Raw genomic sequence first — 18,450 nt, 5'->3', positions numbered from 1 at the left:
CGAACAACAGTTTGTTTACAAATGAGTAGACAGACTGTTGTTTTTTTATGTTTACTTTTCATATATGGACGTATAAGAATCGCTCATAAAAGAAATACTTTTAAAAGTTATCTTTTTATCGTATAATAAAATAAAGTCAAATATGGTCAAATCATATTTAATAAGATGATTAATTGGAAAGGAGTGAGTAAGGTGAGCATTTCAGATATTATTGAACAATATTTAAAAGAAATCCTTCATGCAAATGAAAAGAAAGTGATTGAAATTAAACGAAGTGAGATTGCAAATCAATTTGAATGCGTTCCTTCCCAAATTAATTATGTCATTAATACGAGATTTACATTTGAAAAAGGATATTTAATTGAAAGTAAACGTGGTGGTGGTGGATATATCCGTATTACACGTGTCGAATATCAAGATGAATTTCAATTAATCGATGAAATTATTGCAATGATCAATCCTGCGGTATCTGAGCAAGGTGCATTAGATGTGTTAGAACGTTTACGTGAAAAGAAATTAATTAATTTAAGAGAAGAGCATCTTATTATTAGCGCATTGCAAAGAGAAGTTTTAAACTTACCTTTACCAGAAAGAGATCATTTACGAGCACGTATCTTAACGAATATATTAACTACATTAAAGTATATTAATAGTAAAGGGGAGGAAAGGGATGGAATGTAAAGAATGCCATGAACGTCCCGCAACACTTCATTTTACACAGTTTGTAAATGGACATTTGCATGAAGTACATGTTTGTGAACATTGTGCAAAGAAACATGGTTATCAAAATCAGCAAGAAGATGTATACTCCTTACATGACTTATTAACAGGACTTTTTCATATGAATCCTTCGAATGTTGCACTTGGTAATGAACCATTTGTTAGAAAAAAAGAAGTTGTAACATGTCCGACATGTCAATTAACCTTTGAACAGTTTCAAAAAAAAGGTAAATTTGGATGTGCAACATGTTATGAAGTTTTCCAACCAAAATTAAGTAATGTATTAAAAAGAGTGCATAGTGGAAATACGAAGCATACTGGTAAAATACCTGTTCGAAAACGAAAAGAAATTTATGCCAAAAGAGAAATTGCACAGTTGCGACTTCAATTGAAAGAATTAATTGACGGGGAAGAGTTTGAACAAGCAGCAATTATTCGTGATGAAATAAGAAAGCTTGAAAGTCTAAAGGGCGGTGAGCAATCATGACTTTAGAATCTTTTATGAAAAAAGCAATTAGCCCATGGATGACAGAAGATGGTCCAGAGAACGATATCGTTTTAAGTACAAGGATTCGTTTAGCAAGAAATTTTCAAGAAGAGGTTTTCCCTGTATATGCATCGGGTAGTTCATTAAAGAGAGTAAATCAATTTATGCAACAAACGTTTGAAAATACTTCTTTTGAAATGTACGAACAATTAATGCATATAAAAATGGACCAACTTTCACCAATATCAAAACGAGTATTAGTGGAGAAGCACTTGATTAGCCCTTATTTAATGAAAGCAAAAGAAGCGAGTAGTCTTATTTCAAAAAATGAACAGTTATCAATTATGATCAACGAAGAAGATCATTTACGAATTCAGTTGTATTTTCCAGGTTTTCAATTATCTAAAGGGTTAGAAGAAGCATTTCGTATTGATGATTGGTTAGAAGAAAAAATTGATTTTGCTTTTGATGAACATGTTGGCTATTTAACGAGTTGTCCTACAAATGTAGGGACTGGACTTCGAGCCTCTGTCATGCTACATCTCCCTGCGCTTATTTTAACGAAACAATTAAATCGTATGATGCCGGCGATTAATCAGCTAGGCTTTGTTGTAAGAGGGATTTATGGAGAAGGTAGTGAAGCATTAGGAAATGTGTTTCAAGTATCAAATCAAATAACATTAGGAAAGACAGAAGAAGAGATTGTATTAGATTTAGAAAGTGTTATTTTAAAATTAATGGAGGCGGAGCGAAAAGCACGTCAGCATTTATTAAATCATTCACCTATTCATGTAGAGAATAAAATATACCGAGCATATGGCCTTTTAAAACATAGTCGCATTATGGAATCTGCAGAGGCTGCTACACTTATTTCTCATGTCCGACTAGGAATTGATTTAGGGTTTATTGAAGATGTATCACACCATATTTTAAACGAATTAATCGTACTTACTCAACCAGGATTTTTACAACATTACGCAAAAAAAGTGTTGACAGCCGATGAACGCGATATATTACGAGCTACATTTATTCGCGAACGGTTAAATTTGAATTAGTAGGGGGCGTTTACATATGTTTGATCGATTTACAGAAAGGGCGCAAAAGGTCTTAGCATTATCTCAAGAAGAGGCCATTCGCCTAGGACATAATAATATTGGAACAGAACATATTTTATTAGGATTAGTAAGAGAACGCGATGGGATTGCAGCAAAGGCATTAAAAGAACTTGGATTAGAAGTAAATCAAATTCAACGTGAAGTAGAACATTTAATTGGTATAGGAAATGGTGCCGTACAATCTATTCATTATACACCAAGGGCAAAAAAGGTCGTTGAATTGTCACAAGATGAAGCGAGAAAATTAGGTCATGCATATGTTGGAACAGAACATATTTTGTTAGGGCTTATTCGTGAAGGAGAAGGTGTTGCTGCTCGTGTACTTCATAATTTAAATGTCAGTTTAAATAAAGCGAGGCAACAAGTTCTTCAGTTATTAGGAACAACAGAAGCACAAGGTTCACATCAAGGGAGAAATAGCCAGGCACAAAGTGCGAGCACTCCGACATTAGATTCTTTAGCACGTGATTTAACAGAAAGCGTTAAAGAAGGAAAAATTGACCCTGTTATTGGTAGGGATAAAGAGATTGAAAGAATTGTACAAATCTTAAGTAGACGTACGAAAAACAATCCTGTCTTAATCGGTGAACCAGGTGTTGGAAAGACGGCTGTTGTAGAAGGATTAGCACATCAAATTGTGCAAAATGAAGTACCTGAAACATTACGTGATAAACGTGTAATGATTTTGGATATGGGTACAGTTGTGGCAGGTACAAAATACCGTGGGGAATTTGAAGACCGTTTAAAAAAGGTGATGGATGAAATCCGTAATGCCGGTAATATTATTTTATTCATTGATGAGCTCCATACATTAATTGGTGCTGGTGGAGCAGAGGGAGCAATCGATGCATCGAATATTTTAAAACCATCGTTAGCACGTGGAGAGATCCAGTGTGTTGGTGCGACAACATTAGATGAATACCGTAAATACATTGAAAAAGATGCTGCATTAGAGAGAAGATTCCAACCGATTCAAGTAGATGAGCCTTCTACAGAAGAAACGGTGCAAATTTTACGCGGGTTACGTGATCGGTATGAAGCACATCACCGAGTAACAATTACAGACGAAGCAATTGAAGCTGCGGCTGAGTTATCAAGTCGTTATATAACAGACCGTTTCTTACCAGATAAAGCAATTGATTTAATCGATGAGGCTGGTTCACGTGTTCGTTTACGTTCTTATACGATTCCTACGAATTTAAAAGAATTGGAAGAGGAATTAGAAAAAATCCGTAATGAAAAAGATGCTGCTGTTTTAAGCCAGGAGTTTGAAAAGGCTGCTTCATATCGTGATAAAGAACAAAGGTTAAAAGAACAAGTGGAAGAAACGAAAAACAAATGGAAAGAAAAGCAAGGAAAAGAAAGTTTATCTGTTACGGAAGAGGATATTGCAGTAGTCGTATCGTCTTGGACGGGTGTTCCTGTTGTAAAGTTAACGAAAGATGAGAGTGATCGACTATTAAATATGGAAGAGATTCTACACGATCGCATTATCGGACAGAAAGAAGCTGTTACAGCAATTTCTAAAGCGATTCGCCGTGCTCGTGCAGGATTAAAGGATCCAAAACGCCCTATCGGGTCATTTATTTTCTTAGGACCAACAGGGGTTGGAAAAACAGAATTAGCTCGTGCACTTGCGGAAGTAATGTTTAATGATGAAGATGCGATGATCCGGATTGATATGTCAGAGTATATGGAAAAACATGCGACGTCCCGTTTAGTCGGTTCTCCTCCAGGATATGTTGGGTATGAAGAAGGAGGACAATTAACAGAAAAGGTTCGCCGTAAACCATATTCGGTCGTCTTATTAGATGAAATTGAAAAAGCCCATCCAGAAGTATTTAATATTTTATTACAAGTATTAGAAGATGGACGACTAACAGACTCGAAAGGTCGTTTAGTAGACTTTAGAAATACAGTGTTAATTATGACATCGAACGTTGGGGCTAGTGAATTAAAACGTAATAAATTTGTAGGTTTTAATTTTGGTGATGAGAAACACGAACATAAGGATATGACATCGAAAGTAATGGATGAAATGAAACGTACATTCCGTCCGGAGTTTTTAAACCGAATTGATGAAACGATTGTGTTCCACTCATTAGAAAAAGAGCATATGAAAGATATTGTGACACTCATGGTAGAGCAAGTGAAGGAACGTTTATCAGAACAGGAAATTAATTTCTCTATTACCGAAAAGGCAATTGAAAAAATTGCGGAAGATGGATTTGATCCTGAGTATGGAGCTCGACCATTACGTAGATCTATTCAACGAAATATTGAGGACCTACTAAGTGAAGAAATGTTAAAAGGAACCATCGCAAAGGGACAGGATGTAAAAATTGGCTTAAATAGTCGTGGAGATATTATTGTCTTACCGAAATAAAGCAGGGGAGCTAGTGATTTTACTATCGCTAGCTCTTTTTTAAAAAGAAAGCGAGGGAATATGTTGTCAAAGAAGAGAAAAACAGTATATGTCTGTCAGGAATGTGGACATGAATCTATTCGCTGGATGGGAAAATGTACGAACTGTAATAACTGGAATACATTTGTAGAAGAAGTGAAACAACCAGAAACGAATAAAACACGGGCAACGTTTGTGACGAGTAGTCAAAAGCCGTTAAAAATAAAAGAAGTCGTTTCAGAAAAGGAACCACGTATGAAAACGAAAATGGGAGAAACGAATCGTGTACTCGGTGGTGGAATCGTACCTGGTTCTCTCGTGTTAATTGGTGGGGATCCCGGAATTGGAAAGTCAACATTGTTATTACAAACATCGGCACAAATCGCAGAATTAGGTCAAAAAGTGTTATACGTATCTGGTGAGGAATCTGTACAACAAACGAAACTACGTGCAGAACGATTACAGGTAGATGCAGATGAGCTATATATTTATTCTGAAACGAACTTATTCCAAATTACACATCAAATTGAACAAGTAAAACCTGCACTCGTTATAATCGACTCGATTCAAACGATTTTTAAAGAGGAAGTAACGAGTGCACCAGGAAGCGTTACACAAGTACGTGAATGTACGATGGAGTTAATGAAAGTAGCAAAAGAACAAGGCATCCCAATTTTTATCGTTGGACATGTGACAAAAGAAGGAGCTATTGCGGGTCCGAGAATGTTGGAACATATGGTAGATGTTGTGCTTTATTTTGAAGGGGAGAGACATCATACATACCGAATTTTGCGTAGTGTAAAAAATAGGTTCGGTAGCACGAATGAAATGGGAATTTTTGAAATGAAAGAGCTTGGGTTACAAGAAGTGTTAAATCCATCGGAAATTTTCTTGGAAGAACGATCTCAAGGAGCGGCAGGGTCTACTGTTGTTGCGTCAATGGAAGGGACTCGTCCAGTACTAGTTGAAATACAAGCATTAATATCGCCTTCGAGTTTTGGAAACCCACGTCGAATGGCAACAGGGGTCGATTCCAATCGTGTGCCATTATTGATGGCTGTATTAGAAAAACGTGTCGGATTATTGTTACAAAACCAAGATGCATATATAAAAGTTGCTGGTGGGGTAAAGTTAGATGAACCTGCGATTGACCTCGCCATTGCCATTAGTATTGCATCTAGTTTCCGGGATCAACCGACTAATCCAGAAGATATTTTTATTGGAGAAGTTGGTTTAACGGGTGAAATTCGCCGTGTGTCAAGAATTGAACAACGTGTACAAGAAGCAGCGAAGCTAGGATTTAAACGTGTTATTTGTCCCGCGAATAATTTAGACGGATGGACATATCCTAGTTCTATTGAAGTAATTGGCGTAAAAACTGTACAAGAAGCATTGCGCATAGCGTTAGCGAAAAAAGGAGAAAATGCACCATTCTAAACAAAAATTAAAACATTGACTTTAGAAAATGTATGTGATAAAATTTTATGTTTGCCTCGTTGACTAGCATTTTGGGCTATGCTATCATTTATGTTACATTCCTATAACATTTGCAATTTTTTGTTATAGGAATGCTTAAATAGGGAATACTACGTAAAAGGAGGTGCAAATAGAAATGTTGAAAAAGATTATTCACGTGTTTTTTGTGATTACGGGTGGAACATTAGGCTTTTTATACATGCCTAAAGTAATTGGATTTTTTGATTTAACGGATATAAATTGGATTTTATCGCCATATTTCGGCTCTGTGTTAGGTGCAATTATATTTTTCTTTTTATCATATATATTAGCTGATTATGTGGTGAATTTTCTAAAATGGATTGAGGATGGGTTAATAAAACTACCAGTTGTCGATTTGTTTTTTGGTTCGATTGGTTTAATTTTAGGATTAGTGGTTGCATATTTAATCAATATTCCATTACAAGATATTAGTTTGCGTATTGTATCTGAAATTGTTCCATTGTTTTTAACGATTATTATTGGATATTTAGGATTCCAAGTCGGTTTTCGACGTCGGGAAGAATTTATGAATTTATTAACGATTTCTAGAAAAGAGCGGAATAAGGATAAAGAACATGTAGAAGATATAAAGAAAACATCTGCTAGTGAAGTGAAACCGAAAATCCTTGATACGAGTGTCATTATCGATGGAAGAATAGCGGATATATGTCAGACGAATTTTTTGGAAGGAAAAATTATTATTCCACAATTTATTTTACATGAATTACAGCATATAGCAGATTCCTCAGACGTATTGAAACGTAACCGAGGTAGACGTGGTTTGGATATTTTGAACCGAATCCAAAAAGATTTAGATGTAGAAGTTGAAATGTATGAAGGAGATTTTGAAGATATTCCAGAAGTAGATAGTAAATTGGTGAAATTGGCAAAAGTGATGGATGGTATTGTCGTTACGAACGATTTTAATTTAAATAAAGTGGCAGACTTCCAGAATGTTCCGGTATTGAATATTAATGATTTAGCGAATGCAGTGAAACCTGTCGTATTACCAGGGGAAGAACTTGTCGTTCATGTCATTAAAGACGGGAAGGAACAGAAGCAAGGGGTCGCTTATTTAGATGATGGTACAATGATTGTCGTAGAAGGTGGAAGAGACTTTATCGGCAAGACGATTGAAGTATTAATAACGAGTGTCCTCCAAACATCTGCAGGTCGGATGATTTTTGCTAAACCAAAATCAATGGAAAATGCACAATAATGTATAAAAGAAAAACGAGGAAAATTTTAAATAATAGGATTCATCATTATATATTTTCAAAGAAATAATGTGTGAGTGAAAAATGAGGCGAGAGGATAATAAAATAAGTATATCTATACTTATGGCATTTGATTCGGACCTCATTATTTTTAGTTTGAAAATGGATAAGCGAAACGAACAGTCCATGATAGAAAAACCTTTATACAATTGGTGCTTTTTGCTATAATTAAAAAAGGTATTATGTATTTTAGAGAGGGGAACAAACAATCATGACGAACGAGATTCGAGTCCGATATGCACCTAGTCCGACAGGCCATTTACATATTGGAAATGCACGTACAGCATTGTTTAATTATTTATATGCAAGACATTTTGATGGAAAGTTTATTATTCGTACAGAAGATACGGATGCAAAGCGAAATGTTGAAGGTGGAGAAGAAAGCCAATTGACATTTCTAAAATGGTTAGGAATTGACTGGGATGAAGGTGCGGACATTGGCGGAGAGTATGGGCCATATCGTCAAATGGAACGTCTTGATATTTATAATCAATATATCCAACAATTATTAGATAAAGACCTCGCATACGAATGTTTCATGACAGAAGAAGAATTAGAAGCGGAACGCGAAGAACAAAAAGCGAATGGTCAAGTACCTAAATATGCTGGGAAACATAGTAATTTAACAGAGGAAGAAAAAGAAGCATTCCGTAAAGAAGGTCGTAAGCCAAGTATTCGAATTCGTGTACCATCAAATAAAACATACACATTTAATGATATGGTTCGTGGAGAAATCTCCATTGAATCAAGTGATTACGGTGATTGGGTCATTGTAAAAAAGGACGGTATTCCAACATATAACTTTGCCGTAGCCATTGATGATCATTTAATGAAAATCACACACGTATTACGAGGAGAAGAACATATTTCTAATACACCTAGACAAATGATGATTTATGACGCATTTGGTTGGGAATCTCCGACGTTTGGCCATATGACATTAATTTTAAATGAGGAACGTAAGAAGTTAAGTAAGCGTGATGAACATATATTACAGTTTATCGAGCAATATAAAAATATGGGGTATTTACCAGAAGCGATGTTTAACTTCATTTCTTTATTAGGTTGGTCACCAGTTGGCGAAGAAGAAATTTTTGATCAACAAGCATTAATTAAACTTTTTGACCCTGAACGTTTATCTACTTCAGCAGCCATTTTTGATCAGAAAAAATTACAATGGATGAACGGTGAATATATTAAAAAAGCGGATGTTGAGACAGTCATCGACTTAACATTGCCACATTTAATTGAAGCTGGAAAAATTGCGGCGGATGCTGATGAGGCGACAATGAATCGGGCGAAAGAAATTATTGCACTATACCAAGAACAATTACGTTATGGTGCGGAAATTGTTTCTTTAACAGAGCTATTCTTTAAAACAGAAATTGACTACGATGAAGCGGCTCAAGAAGTATTACAAGAAGAACAAGTGATTGAAGTACTACAAGTATTTACGGATAAGCTCATTCATTTAGATCATTTCGTACAGGAAGAAATTAAAGAGCAAATTAAAGCGACTCAAAAAGAAACGAAACATCGTGGGAAGAAGTTATTTATGCCAATTCGTGTTGCGACGACTGGTCAAACACATGGTCCAGAATTACCGAAAGCAATTGAATTATTAGGAAAAGATGTTGTATTAACTCGTTTAAATCAACTATTAGATACATTAGAAACGAAATAATTCACATTTTTATAGATGTATAATATAGTAAAAATAAACAAGTGAATAAATGAGAAATGAAGAAGAGGAAAAGTAAAAAGTTATCCCGTTTAAACAGAGAAAATCACCACTGGCTGAAAGTGATTTTAAACGCTACTTTTGAATATGCACCTCGGAGTTTCGTTATAGAAATGGAGTAGTATATAACGACGGCACTCTACCGTTATAGATAGAAGTGGGATATGGTTTACATATCTTAAACAGAGTGGAACCGTGCGTACAATGCGCCTCTGTGTAATGAAAATTACATGGAGGTGCATTTTTTTATTCATTAAAGAAGGGGGAATGTCTATTATGGGAATCTTTAAACGAATGAAAGAAGATATGGATGTTGTTTTTACACAAGACCCTGCAGCACGTACGTATTTTGAAGTGTTTTTAACGTATTCTGGTTTACATGCCGTATGGAATCATCGAATCGCACATTGGTTTTATAAAAGAAAGATGTTTTTTATTGCTAGAGCAATTTCGCAGTTGAGTAGATTTTTTACTGGAATTGAAATTCACCCAGGTGCAGTCATTGGACGACGTTTTTTCATCGACCATGGAATGGGTGTCGTCATTGGTGAAACATGTGAAATAGGGGATGATGTCACGATTTATCAAGGTGTCACACTTGGTGGTACAGGGCATGAAAAGGGCAAACGTCATCCTACAGTTAAAAATAATGCATTAATCGCTACAGGTGCCAAAGTATTAGGAGCGATTACAGTTGGAGAAAACTCGAATGTAGGTGGTGGATCTGTCGTATTAAAAGATGTTCCAGATAATTCGACAGTTGTCGGTATTCCTGGAAGAGTCGTAAAACAGGATGGAAAAAAGGTTTCACAAAAACTTGATCACCATCGATTACCAGACCCCATGTTAGATAAGGTGAAACAATTGGAAAAAGAAGTTGCCGTATTGCGTGAGCAACTAGAACAACTGAAAGAAAGGGAATGACAATGACTATTAAGATTTATAATTCATTAACGAATAAAAAGGAGATATTTAAGTCTATCGAGGAAAATAAAGTTCGAATGTATGTATGTGGACCGACCGTATATAACTATATTCATATTGGTAACGCCCGTCCTGCGATAGTGTTCGACACAGTTCGACGATATTTGGAGTATAAAGGGTATGAGGTCAATTACGTATTGAATTTTACAGATGTCGATGACAAAATTATCAAGCGTGCGAATGAACTCGGGGAACAAATTCAAGACGTAACGAACCGTTATATTAAGGCATATTTAGAAGATGTAAAAGCATTAGGTGTGAAAGAAGCAACCTACCATCCACGTGTAACAGAGGCGATGGACGACATCATCGATTTTGTGGCTGGATTAGTGGAAAAAGACTATGCATATGAAGTAGAGGGCGATGTTTATTTTAAGCCACGTGCCTTTGATGAATATGGAAAACTATCTGCACAATCAATCGATGAACTACGTGCCGGTGCACGAATCCAAGTAGGGGAAATAAAAGAGGATCCACTAGACTTCGCCTTATGGAAGCGTGCAAAAGAAGGAGAAATTGCTTGGGATTCACCTTGGGGGAAAGGACGTCCTGGTTGGCATATTGAATGTTCGACGATGGCGAAAAAGTATTTAGGTGAAACGATTGATATTCATGCAGGAGGACAAGATTTAACATTCCCACACCATGAAAATGAAATCGCTCAATCAGAAGCTTTAAACGAAAAACCGTTCGCCAATTATTGGATGCATAACGGATATATGAATATTAATAATGAAAAAATGTCTAAATCTCTTGGTAACTTTATTTTAACGAGGGATTTAATAGAAAAACATGATCCGATGGTTATTCGGTTCTTTATGTTATCTGTTCATTATCGTAACCCAATTAATTTTACAGATGTATTATTAAGTAGTGCCAAAGCGAGCTTTGACCGAATTCGTACGACATATGCAAACCTAGAGCATCGTAAACAATCTAGTGCAAACTTAGGAGAGAAAAGTGACAAGTGGCTTGAAATGATAGAACGTGCGAAGCATCAATTTGAAGCGGCAATGGATGATGACTTTAATACGGCAAATGCAATTACGACAATTTTCGACTTAGCGAAGGATGCTAATATTTATTTAGAAGAAAAACATACAAATATTGAATTACTGGAAGCATTCCAAGAAATGCTGGCAACATTGTTGCAAGTGTTAGGAATTACGATCGAACAAGAAGAAGCGTTATTAGACGAAGAAATTGATGCATTAATTGAAGAGCGTAATGAAGCACGTAAAGCAAAAAACTTTGCTCGCGCAGATGAAATACGCGATTTATTAAAGGAAAAGGACATCATTTTAGAGGATACAGCACAAGGTGTTCGTTGGAGAAGAGCGTAGTATGGGTGTAAATGCAAAACAGTTAAACAGTTTGGCGTTAGCTTATATCGGGGATAGTGTGTATGAACTATACGTTCGTAACCATGTCATTCTTACTGGAAAAGTGAAACCGAATCAATTACACCATAAAACCGTACAATACGTATCTGGAGTAGGGCAGGCGAAAGTTATCCATGCATGGTTAGAAGGAGATGTCTTAACAGAGGAAGAGGCAGCGATCGTAAGGAGAGGGCGAAATGCAAAGTCACATACGATCCCAAAAAATATATCTGTTGCAGACTATCGATATGCAACAGCGTTTGAAACGCTGATCGGCTATCATTATTTAGAAGGAAATGATAGCCGGTTAAATGAATTGATGCAATTAGCTGTTACATATATCGATGAACAAATTGCAGAGAAAGAAGGTAAGTGATATGTCAGATGAAATGATTATCGGACGTAATCCAGTTATAGAGGCTTTAAAATCTGGGAGAGAAATAAATAAAATACTTCTTTCCGAACAAATTAGTAAACAAACAGAACGGGAAGTGCAACAATTAGCGAAAAGGGCAAATACGATTGTACAAAAAGTGCCGAAACAACGATTAGATCAAAGGACAAAAGGAAAACATCAAGGGATTATTGCATATGTTTCGTCTTACACATATAGCTCAGTGGAGGATATGTTAAGTCGTGCACAAAAAAGAAATGAAGCTCCGTTTTTGATGATTTTAGACGAGCTGGAAGACCCACATAACTTAGGGGCAATTTTACGTTCGGCTGATGCTACTGGTGCACATGGTGTGATTATACCGAAGCGGCGTGCCGTTGGTTTAACAGAAACAGTAGCAAAGGCATCAGCAGGTGCAATTGAACATGTTCCGGTTGCAAGAGTAACGAATATCGCGGATACAATTGATCGCTTAAAAGAAGAAAATATTTGGGTTGTCGGTACAGACGAGCGTGGTTCGAAAGATTTTCGTACATTGGATGGCCATACCGCTTTAGCCATCGTCATAGGAAATGAAGGAAAAGGGATCAGTCGTTTAGTGAAGAAAAAATGTGATTGGTTAGTCCATTTACCAATGGAAGGATCTATTACCTCATTAAATGCTTCTGTCGCGGCAAGTATATTAATGTATGAAATTTATCGAAAACGACACCCCCTTGGTGATTCGTTATGAATGTAGTCGTCGTAGATGGTTACAATGTGATCGGGGCATGGGAAGATTTAAATCGCTTAAAGCAAAAAGATATTGGTGCTGCACGTCATAAGCTTATCGAAATGTTAGCAGAATACCGTGCATATACTGGTGATCGCATGATTGTCGTATTTGATGCGTTATATGTAAAAGGGATAGAACAAAAAACGTCACAATTCGACATTGAAATTATTTATACGAAAGAGGAAGAAACAGCAGATGAATGTATTGAACGACTTGTTCGTTCTTTAAAAACAGTGAAAAATCAAGTATATGTTGTGACGTCAGATTATTTAGAGCAAACGACGATTTTTAGTCGTGGTGCATTAAGAATATCTGCTCGTGAATTGTTCGCATATATGGACGATGTCGAAACAGATATCCAAGAGAAAATTGTCGAAGAAGAAAAACAACGACCAAGAAACAAAATTATTCATAATGAGACAAACTTACAAGCATTACAAGCATTACGGAAAAAATTGTCGAAATAGATATTATTCCCCCTAAAACTATCGGATTTACTTTATTTACAAAAAATTTAATTGACGTATGGAAATGACATACTGTATACTCATTTTTAGTATAGTGAGCATAGTGTGAAAAATGGTGAGGGGGAATATTTTTTGAAAACGATGGATCAACTAGATAGTCAATTACCAATTGGTGCTTTAGTTGATGAAGAGATGCTAATGCAGGTGCAACAAGGAGACGAAGTAGCTGCGGAATACTTAGTGAATAAATATGAAAATATTGTCCATAAAAAAGCGAATGCGTATTTTTTAGTCGGTAGTGAACGAGAAGATGTCGTACAAGAAGGATTTATCGGATTATTCAAAGCGATTTATGATTACGATAAAAATAAACGCTCCTCATTTAAAACATTTGCGGAATTGTGTATTACGAGACAAATTATTACGTCGATAAAATCAGCAACACGAATGAAACATTCACCATTAAATTCGTACATATCGATTTATAAACCAGTTTCGGATGATGAACATGATCGTACATTGCTTGATACGATCGTCGATGATGGGGCATTTGATCCAAAAGATTATGTATTGACAAAAGAAAAACTACGGACATTAAAAGTCGAATTGTTGAAAGCGCTAACTAAATTGGAATGGAGTGTTTTGACACTTTATTTGCAAGGGTTTTCGTATGAAGAAATCGCATCTGCTTTGAAGCGGACGGAAAAATCAATAGACAATGCATTGCAGCGTGTAAAAAAGAAAGTCGAACAAATAGAAGCAATACGAGAAAAGGAATAATTGTTTATTTTATGTACAGAAGCGTTTGTTATAGTGGAATGTATATAGCAAAAATTTTTCACAAATAATACAAGCCATTTTTCATACTATACTACATATACAATACGGGCGATACGAGGGCTGTACCCATTATTTCGTTGACAATGATTGCAATATCGTGCTACATTAATATAAGAAAAACTATGTTGGTGAGTAGAATGAATAGTAAAGTGATTTTAGCATGTGCAGAATGTTCAAGTAGAAACTACGCAACGAACAAAAACAAATTGACAAGCCCTGAAAGACTAGAAGTAAAAAAGTATTGTAAACAATGTAAGAAACATGTTTTACATAAAGAAACGAAATAGTGGCTTAGTTGGAGGAAGAAAGCGGATATGGTTAATTTTTTAAAAAACGTCTCACGTGAAATGAAAAAAGTTACATGGCCGAAAGGACCTGAACTAGTTAGTTATACCATAACGGTTATTGTAACGGTAGCGTTTGTTGCATTGTTCTTCGCAGTAATTGATTTAGGTATTACACAGATATTAAATAATGTACCTTTTTTTAATAAATGATGATAAAATTGTGCTATAATATAAATAATGATGGTGACGCATGTAAAACCCGGCTCTATGAACGGGTTTTTAATATGGTCTTTTTTTGCATTTCATCAAATTTTGAAAGGAGGAAATGAAAGCAATGGAAGCAAATTGGTATGTAATCCACACTTATTCAGGCTATGAAAACAAAGTGAAAATGAATTTAGAAAAAAGAGTAGAAACGATGGGAATGGAAGATAAAATCTTCCGAGTTATCATACCCGAACAAGAAGAAACAGAAATTAAAGATGGAAAAAAGAAAGTGTCGATGAAAAAGTCATTCCCTGGTTATGTACTGGCGGAAATGATTATAACGGATGACTCTTGGTATGTTGTACGTAATACGCCAGGTGTAACAGGGTTTGTCGGATCAAGTGGACAAGGGACAAAACCAACACCACTTTTACCGCATGAAGTAGATGAATTGTTGAAGAAAATTGGCATGGATAAAAAAGTAGTGAAAGTTGATTTTGAATTAAAAGAAAATGTGAAAGTAACAGCTGGTCCATTTGCAGATAGTATGGGGACTATAGAACATATTGATACAGATAAACAAACATTAAAAGTTCATGTAAATATGTTCGGTAGAGAAACGCCTGTAGAGTTAGAATTTTCTCAAGTTGAAAAATTAACTTAATTTCTTTTTAAGTCTTGCATTACATCTGTATATATGGTATAGTTTTTTGGGTATATAAAGATACTTATATTTTAAGTATATGGCATCACCATTTAACGTGATGCCTTTGTTGAGTGGGAGGGAACTTCTTTTATAAAGAGCGACCCAATTACCACATCACGGACTAGTTAGGAGGTGTGTTTCGTGGCTAAAAAAGTAATTGATATTGTTAAATTACAAATCCCTGCTGGAAAAGCAAACCCGGCACCACCGGTAGGACCTGCATTAGGTCAAGCTGGTATTAATATCATGGGATTCTGTAAAGAGTTCAACGCACAAACACAAGATAAGGCTGGTTTAATTATTCCAGTTGAAATTACGGTGTTTGAAGATCGTTCGTTTACATTTATTACAAAAACTCCACCGGCTGCAGTTTTATTAAAGAAAGCAGCAGGAATTGATAAAGCATCAGGAGAACCGAACAAAACGAAAGTTGCGACGGTTAAGCGTGATACTGTAAAAGAAATCGCAGAATCAAAAATGGAAGATTTAAACGCTGCTGATGTTGAAGCAGCTATGCGCATGGTTGAAGGTACTGCTCGTAGTATGGGAATTACGATCGAAGACTAATTCGACGTATCAGTGCCTGAGACGTGGGAGGTATAACCGTTACTACCACATTGAAGGAGGAAAAACATTGAAAAAAAGAGGAAAAAGATATCAAGAGGCTGCAAAGCTTGTTGACAAATCGAAACAATATGATATTGCTGAAGCAGTTGCTTTATTAAAAGAAACTGCAAAAGCTAAATTTGACGAAACTGTTGAAGTTGCTTTCCGTTTAGGTGTTGACCCTAAGCATGCTGACCAAAACATTCGTGGTGCTGTTGTGTTACCACACGGTACTGGTAGAACTCAGCGAGTTTTAGTTTTCGCTAAAGGTGAAAAAGCTAAAGAAGCTGAAGCGGCAGGAGCAGATTACATTGGGGATGCAGATATCATCCAAAAAATCAATGATGGTTGGTTCGACTTTGATGTAATTGTTGCGACACCAGACATGATGGCTGAAGTTGGTAAATTAGGACGTGTATTAGGACCAAAAGGTTTAATGCCGAATCCAAAAACTGGAACAGTAACATTTGAAGTTGAAAAAGCTGTTCAAGAAATTAAAGCTGGTAAAGTAGAATACCGCGTAGATAAAGCGGCTAACCTACATGTGCCAGTTGGAAAAATTTCTTTCGACGACGATAAGTTAGTTGAAAACATTGGAACGATTATTGAGACGATCGTAAAAGCGAAACCTCAATCTTCGAAAGGTACTTACTTACGTAACGTATCTATTACATCTACAATGGGCCCTGGCTTAAAAGTAGATGCATCTAGCTTTATGTAAAAGTTGTTGACAACGGACGGAAATTAGTATATATTAATTTCTGGTACAATAAAATATGTTATACCGTAGACAGTAGGTGCGATGTTGCTTAATTTCCTACCGAGGTGTTTTATTACTTTTTATGAATAATTTCTCATAAATAATAATGCCTCCATGTCTAAATGGAGGCTTTTTCTATAGTAAGAAACAAAAGGCTAACGTGTATAACGTGAAGAAAATAATAGGAGGTGTAGCAATGTCAGTTATCGAAGCAAAAAAACAAATCGTGGAAGAAATTTCAGAGAAGTTTAAAGAAAGTCAATCAGCTGTTTTAGTTGATTACCGTGGTTTAAACGTTGCTGAAATCACTGCATTAAGAAAAGAGTTACGTGATAACAACATCGAATATAAAGTATACAAAAACACTTTAACTAGACGTGCGGTAGAAAGTGCTGAATTAAGTGAGTTAAGCGAACAGTTAGTTGGGCCTACTGCTGTAGCGTTCGGTAAAGATGATGTTGTAGCTCCAGCAAGAATTCTTCACAAATTCTCTAAAGACCATGAGGCTTTAGAAATTAAAGGTGGAGTAATCGAAGGTAAAGTTGCAACACTTGATGAAATCAAGGAATTATCAACATTACCAGATCACGACGGACTTGTATCTATGTTACTAAGCGTGTTACAAGCGCCAATCAGAAACTTAGCGTACGCTACAAAAGCGATCGCAGATCAAAAAGAGGAAGCGGGAGAGTAATTCTCGCTTCGTAAAAACATTATTAGGAGGAAATAACAAATGACTAAAGAACAAATCATTGACGCGGTTAAAGAAATGTCTGTTTTAGAATTAAATGAATTAGTTAAAGCAATCGAAGAAGAATTTGGAGTAACAGCTGCAGCTCCAGTTGCAGTAGCAGGTGCAGCAGGCGGTGCTGAAGCTGCTGAGGAAAAAACTGATTTTGACGTAGTCTTAAAAGACGCAGGTGCTTCTAAGATTAAAGTTGTTAAAGCAGTACGTGAAATCACTGGTCTTGGATTAAAAGACGCAAAAGAATTAACAGACTCAGCTCCTAAAGCTATCAAAGAAGGCGTAGCGAAAGAAGAAGCTGAAGAAATGAAAGCTAAATTAGAAGAAGCTGGAGCAACAGTAGAATTAGCGTAATTTAAAAAGAAAAGCTCGTCATATTATTGGCGAGCTTTTCATTTCTATCAAAACCTCACATAAGTATTTCTCCACAAAATTATATGTAAGTAGGTGTTCAAGCGAATGTCTGATCACTATTATTCAAATCATCCACAATCAGAAGTAATAACAGAGACGAAAGAATATCGTTTGCGTCATCATACGCTAAAGTTAACGTCTGGTACTGGTGTGTTTTCTAAAAAAGGTGTTGATTTCGGTTCACAAGTGTTAATAGAAACATTTGAACCACCGTCTATTTCAGGTGACTTTCTAGATTTAGGGTGTGGGTATGGACCGATAGGGTTAACGATTGCAAAGGAATTTACAGACCGTCACATATATATGGTCGATGTAAATGAGCGTGCGATACAATATGCGAAAGAAAACGCAAAGCAAAATCATATATCGAATGTAACAATCCAACAGAGTGATGGTTTCGAGACAATTTCGCAAAAGCGTTTTGCATCTATTATTACAAATCCACCCATTCGTGCTGGAAAAAAAGTCATATTTTCTTTTTTTGAAAAAAGTTTTGAACAATTAGATGACGGTGGAGAACTATGGGTCGTCATTCAAAAAAAGCAAGGTGCACCATCGACGATAAAATATTTAGAGACGATGTTTCAGCAAGTTGATGTTGTGGCGAAGAAAAAAGGGTATTTTATTATTCGAGCACATAAA

21 protein-coding genes and 2 other annotated features are annotated in these 18,450 nt (G+C 36.0%); all 21 genes read left to right on the top strand.

Going from position 1 to position 18,450, the window contains the following annotated elements; genetic code table 11:
• Positions 1 to 192: 192 nt before the first annotated feature.
• Positions 193 to 681, top strand: a complete 489-nt coding sequence (locus tag WKT09_RS12475; RefSeq protein WP_340416339.1) for a CtsR family transcriptional regulator — start codon at positions 193 to 195, stop codon at positions 679 to 681.
• A complete protein-coding gene (locus WKT09_RS12470; protein WP_340416338.1) occupies positions 671 to 1,207 on the top strand; it encodes a UvrB/UvrC motif-containing protein in 537 nt (178 codons plus the stop codon). Before WKT09_RS12475 ends, WKT09_RS12470 begins: the two co-directional genes overlap by 11 nt.
• On the top strand, positions 1,204 to 2,262 hold the full coding sequence (locus tag WKT09_RS12465; RefSeq protein ID WP_340416337.1) for a protein arginine kinase: 1,059 nt from the start codon (positions 1,204 to 1,206) through the stop codon (positions 2,260 to 2,262). Before WKT09_RS12470 ends, WKT09_RS12465 begins: the two co-directional genes overlap by 4 nt.
• Before the next feature lie 16 nt (positions 2,263 to 2,278).
• Positions 2,279 to 4,708, top strand: coding sequence for an ATP-dependent Clp protease ATP-binding subunit (locus WKT09_RS12460; protein WP_340416336.1), 2,430 nt, complete (start codon positions 2,279 to 2,281; stop codon positions 4,706 to 4,708).
• Between the two features lie 126 nt (positions 4,709 to 4,834).
• A complete protein-coding gene (gene radA / locus WKT09_RS12455) occupies positions 4,835 to 6,163 on the top strand; it encodes a DNA repair protein RadA (RefSeq protein ID WP_445324036.1) in 1,329 nt (442 codons plus the stop codon).
• A 175-nt stretch (positions 6,164 to 6,338) separates the two neighbouring features.
• On the top strand, positions 6,339 to 7,442 hold the full coding sequence (locus tag WKT09_RS12450; RefSeq protein ID WP_340416334.1) for a PIN/TRAM domain-containing protein: 1,104 nt from the start codon (positions 6,339 to 6,341) through the stop codon (positions 7,440 to 7,442).
• Between the two features lie 269 nt (positions 7,443 to 7,711).
• A complete protein-coding gene (gene gltX / locus WKT09_RS12445; protein ID WP_340416333.1) occupies positions 7,712 to 9,184 on the top strand; it encodes a glutamate--tRNA ligase in 1,473 nt (490 codons plus the stop codon).
• A 50-nt stretch (positions 9,185 to 9,234) separates the two neighbouring features.
• Positions 9,235 to 9,458 (top strand) — a binding site (T-box leader).
• A gap of 59 nt (positions 9,459 to 9,517) precedes the next feature.
• Entirely contained in the window at positions 9,518 to 10,165 is a 648-nt protein-coding gene (cysE, locus tag WKT09_RS12440) for a serine O-acetyltransferase (RefSeq protein WP_340416332.1), read from the top strand.
• A 2-nt stretch (positions 10,166 to 10,167) separates the two neighbouring features.
• Positions 10,168 to 11,568: a cysteine--tRNA ligase gene (cysS, locus tag WKT09_RS12435; protein ID WP_340416331.1), complete on the top strand. Its 1,401-nt coding sequence runs from the start codon at positions 10,168 to 10,170 to the stop codon at positions 11,566 to 11,568.
• A gap of 1 nt (position 11,569) precedes the next feature.
• Positions 11,570 to 11,983: a Mini-ribonuclease 3 gene (locus WKT09_RS12430; RefSeq protein WP_340416330.1), complete on the top strand. Its 414-nt coding sequence runs from the start codon at positions 11,570 to 11,572 to the stop codon at positions 11,981 to 11,983.
• 1 nt (position 11,984) lies between these two features.
• Complete coding sequence (rlmB, locus tag WKT09_RS12425; protein WP_340416329.1) at positions 11,985 to 12,734, top strand: 23S rRNA (guanosine(2251)-2'-O)-methyltransferase RlmB; 750 nt, start codon at positions 11,985 to 11,987, stop codon at positions 12,732 to 12,734.
• Entirely contained in the window at positions 12,731 to 13,243 is a 513-nt protein-coding gene (locus tag WKT09_RS12420; RefSeq protein WP_340416328.1) for an NYN domain-containing protein, read from the top strand. The genes rlmB and WKT09_RS12420 overlap by 4 nt, the downstream gene beginning before the upstream one ends.
• A gap of 141 nt (positions 13,244 to 13,384) precedes the next feature.
• A complete protein-coding gene (gene sigH, locus WKT09_RS12415) occupies positions 13,385 to 14,023 on the top strand; it encodes an RNA polymerase sporulation sigma factor SigH (RefSeq protein WP_340416340.1) in 639 nt (212 codons plus the stop codon).
• 143 nt (positions 14,024 to 14,166) lie between these two features.
• The gene (gene rpmG / locus WKT09_RS12410) at positions 14,167 to 14,370 is read left to right on the top strand and encodes a 50S ribosomal protein L33 (RefSeq protein WP_445324035.1); all 204 of its coding nucleotides are present in this window, start codon (positions 14,167 to 14,169) and stop codon (positions 14,368 to 14,370) included.
• Between the two features lie 27 nt (positions 14,371 to 14,397).
• Positions 14,398 to 14,580 carry a preprotein translocase subunit SecE gene (gene secE, locus WKT09_RS12405; RefSeq protein WP_340416326.1) on the top strand — a complete coding sequence of 61 codons (183 nt, stop codon included), beginning with the start codon at positions 14,398 to 14,400 and terminating at the stop codon, positions 14,578 to 14,580.
• A gap of 124 nt (positions 14,581 to 14,704) precedes the next feature.
• Positions 14,705 to 15,241, top strand: a complete 537-nt coding sequence (gene nusG / locus WKT09_RS12400) for a transcription termination/antitermination protein NusG (protein ID WP_340416325.1) — start codon at positions 14,705 to 14,707, stop codon at positions 15,239 to 15,241.
• Between the two features lie 183 nt (positions 15,242 to 15,424).
• Complete coding sequence (gene rplK, locus WKT09_RS12395) at positions 15,425 to 15,850, top strand: 50S ribosomal protein L11 (protein ID WP_336267165.1); 426 nt, start codon at positions 15,425 to 15,427, stop codon at positions 15,848 to 15,850.
• A gap of 67 nt (positions 15,851 to 15,917) precedes the next feature.
• A complete protein-coding gene (gene rplA, locus WKT09_RS12390) occupies positions 15,918 to 16,610 on the top strand; it encodes a 50S ribosomal protein L1 (protein WP_340416324.1) in 693 nt (230 codons plus the stop codon).
• Positions 16,611 to 16,655: 45 nt separating this feature from the next.
• Positions 16,656 to 16,794 (top strand) — a sequence feature (ribosomal protein L10 leader region).
• Positions 16,795 to 16,845: 51 nt separating this feature from the next.
• A complete protein-coding gene (gene rplJ, locus WKT09_RS12385; protein ID WP_340416323.1) occupies positions 16,846 to 17,343 on the top strand; it encodes a 50S ribosomal protein L10 in 498 nt (165 codons plus the stop codon).
• A 39-nt stretch (positions 17,344 to 17,382) separates the two neighbouring features.
• Positions 17,383 to 17,748 (top strand): 50S ribosomal protein L7/L12, encoded by a 366-nt coding sequence (gene rplL, locus WKT09_RS12380; protein WP_340416322.1) that lies wholly within the window; start codon positions 17,383 to 17,385, stop codon positions 17,746 to 17,748.
• 105 nt (positions 17,749 to 17,853) lie between these two features.
• Positions 17,854 to 18,450: class I SAM-dependent methyltransferase (locus WKT09_RS12375; protein WP_340416321.1), on the top strand; the 597-nt coding region annotated here is incomplete at its 3' end.

Origin of the sequence: Pseudogracilibacillus sp. ICA-222130 (assembly GCF_037892545.1) — a bacterium.
Classification (GTDB): domain Bacteria; phylum Bacillota; class Bacilli; order Bacillales; family Amphibacillaceae; genus Pseudogracilibacillus.
The sequence above is the reverse complement of the archived record's forward strand: the minus strand, read 5'-3'. Positions and strand labels throughout refer to the sequence as shown.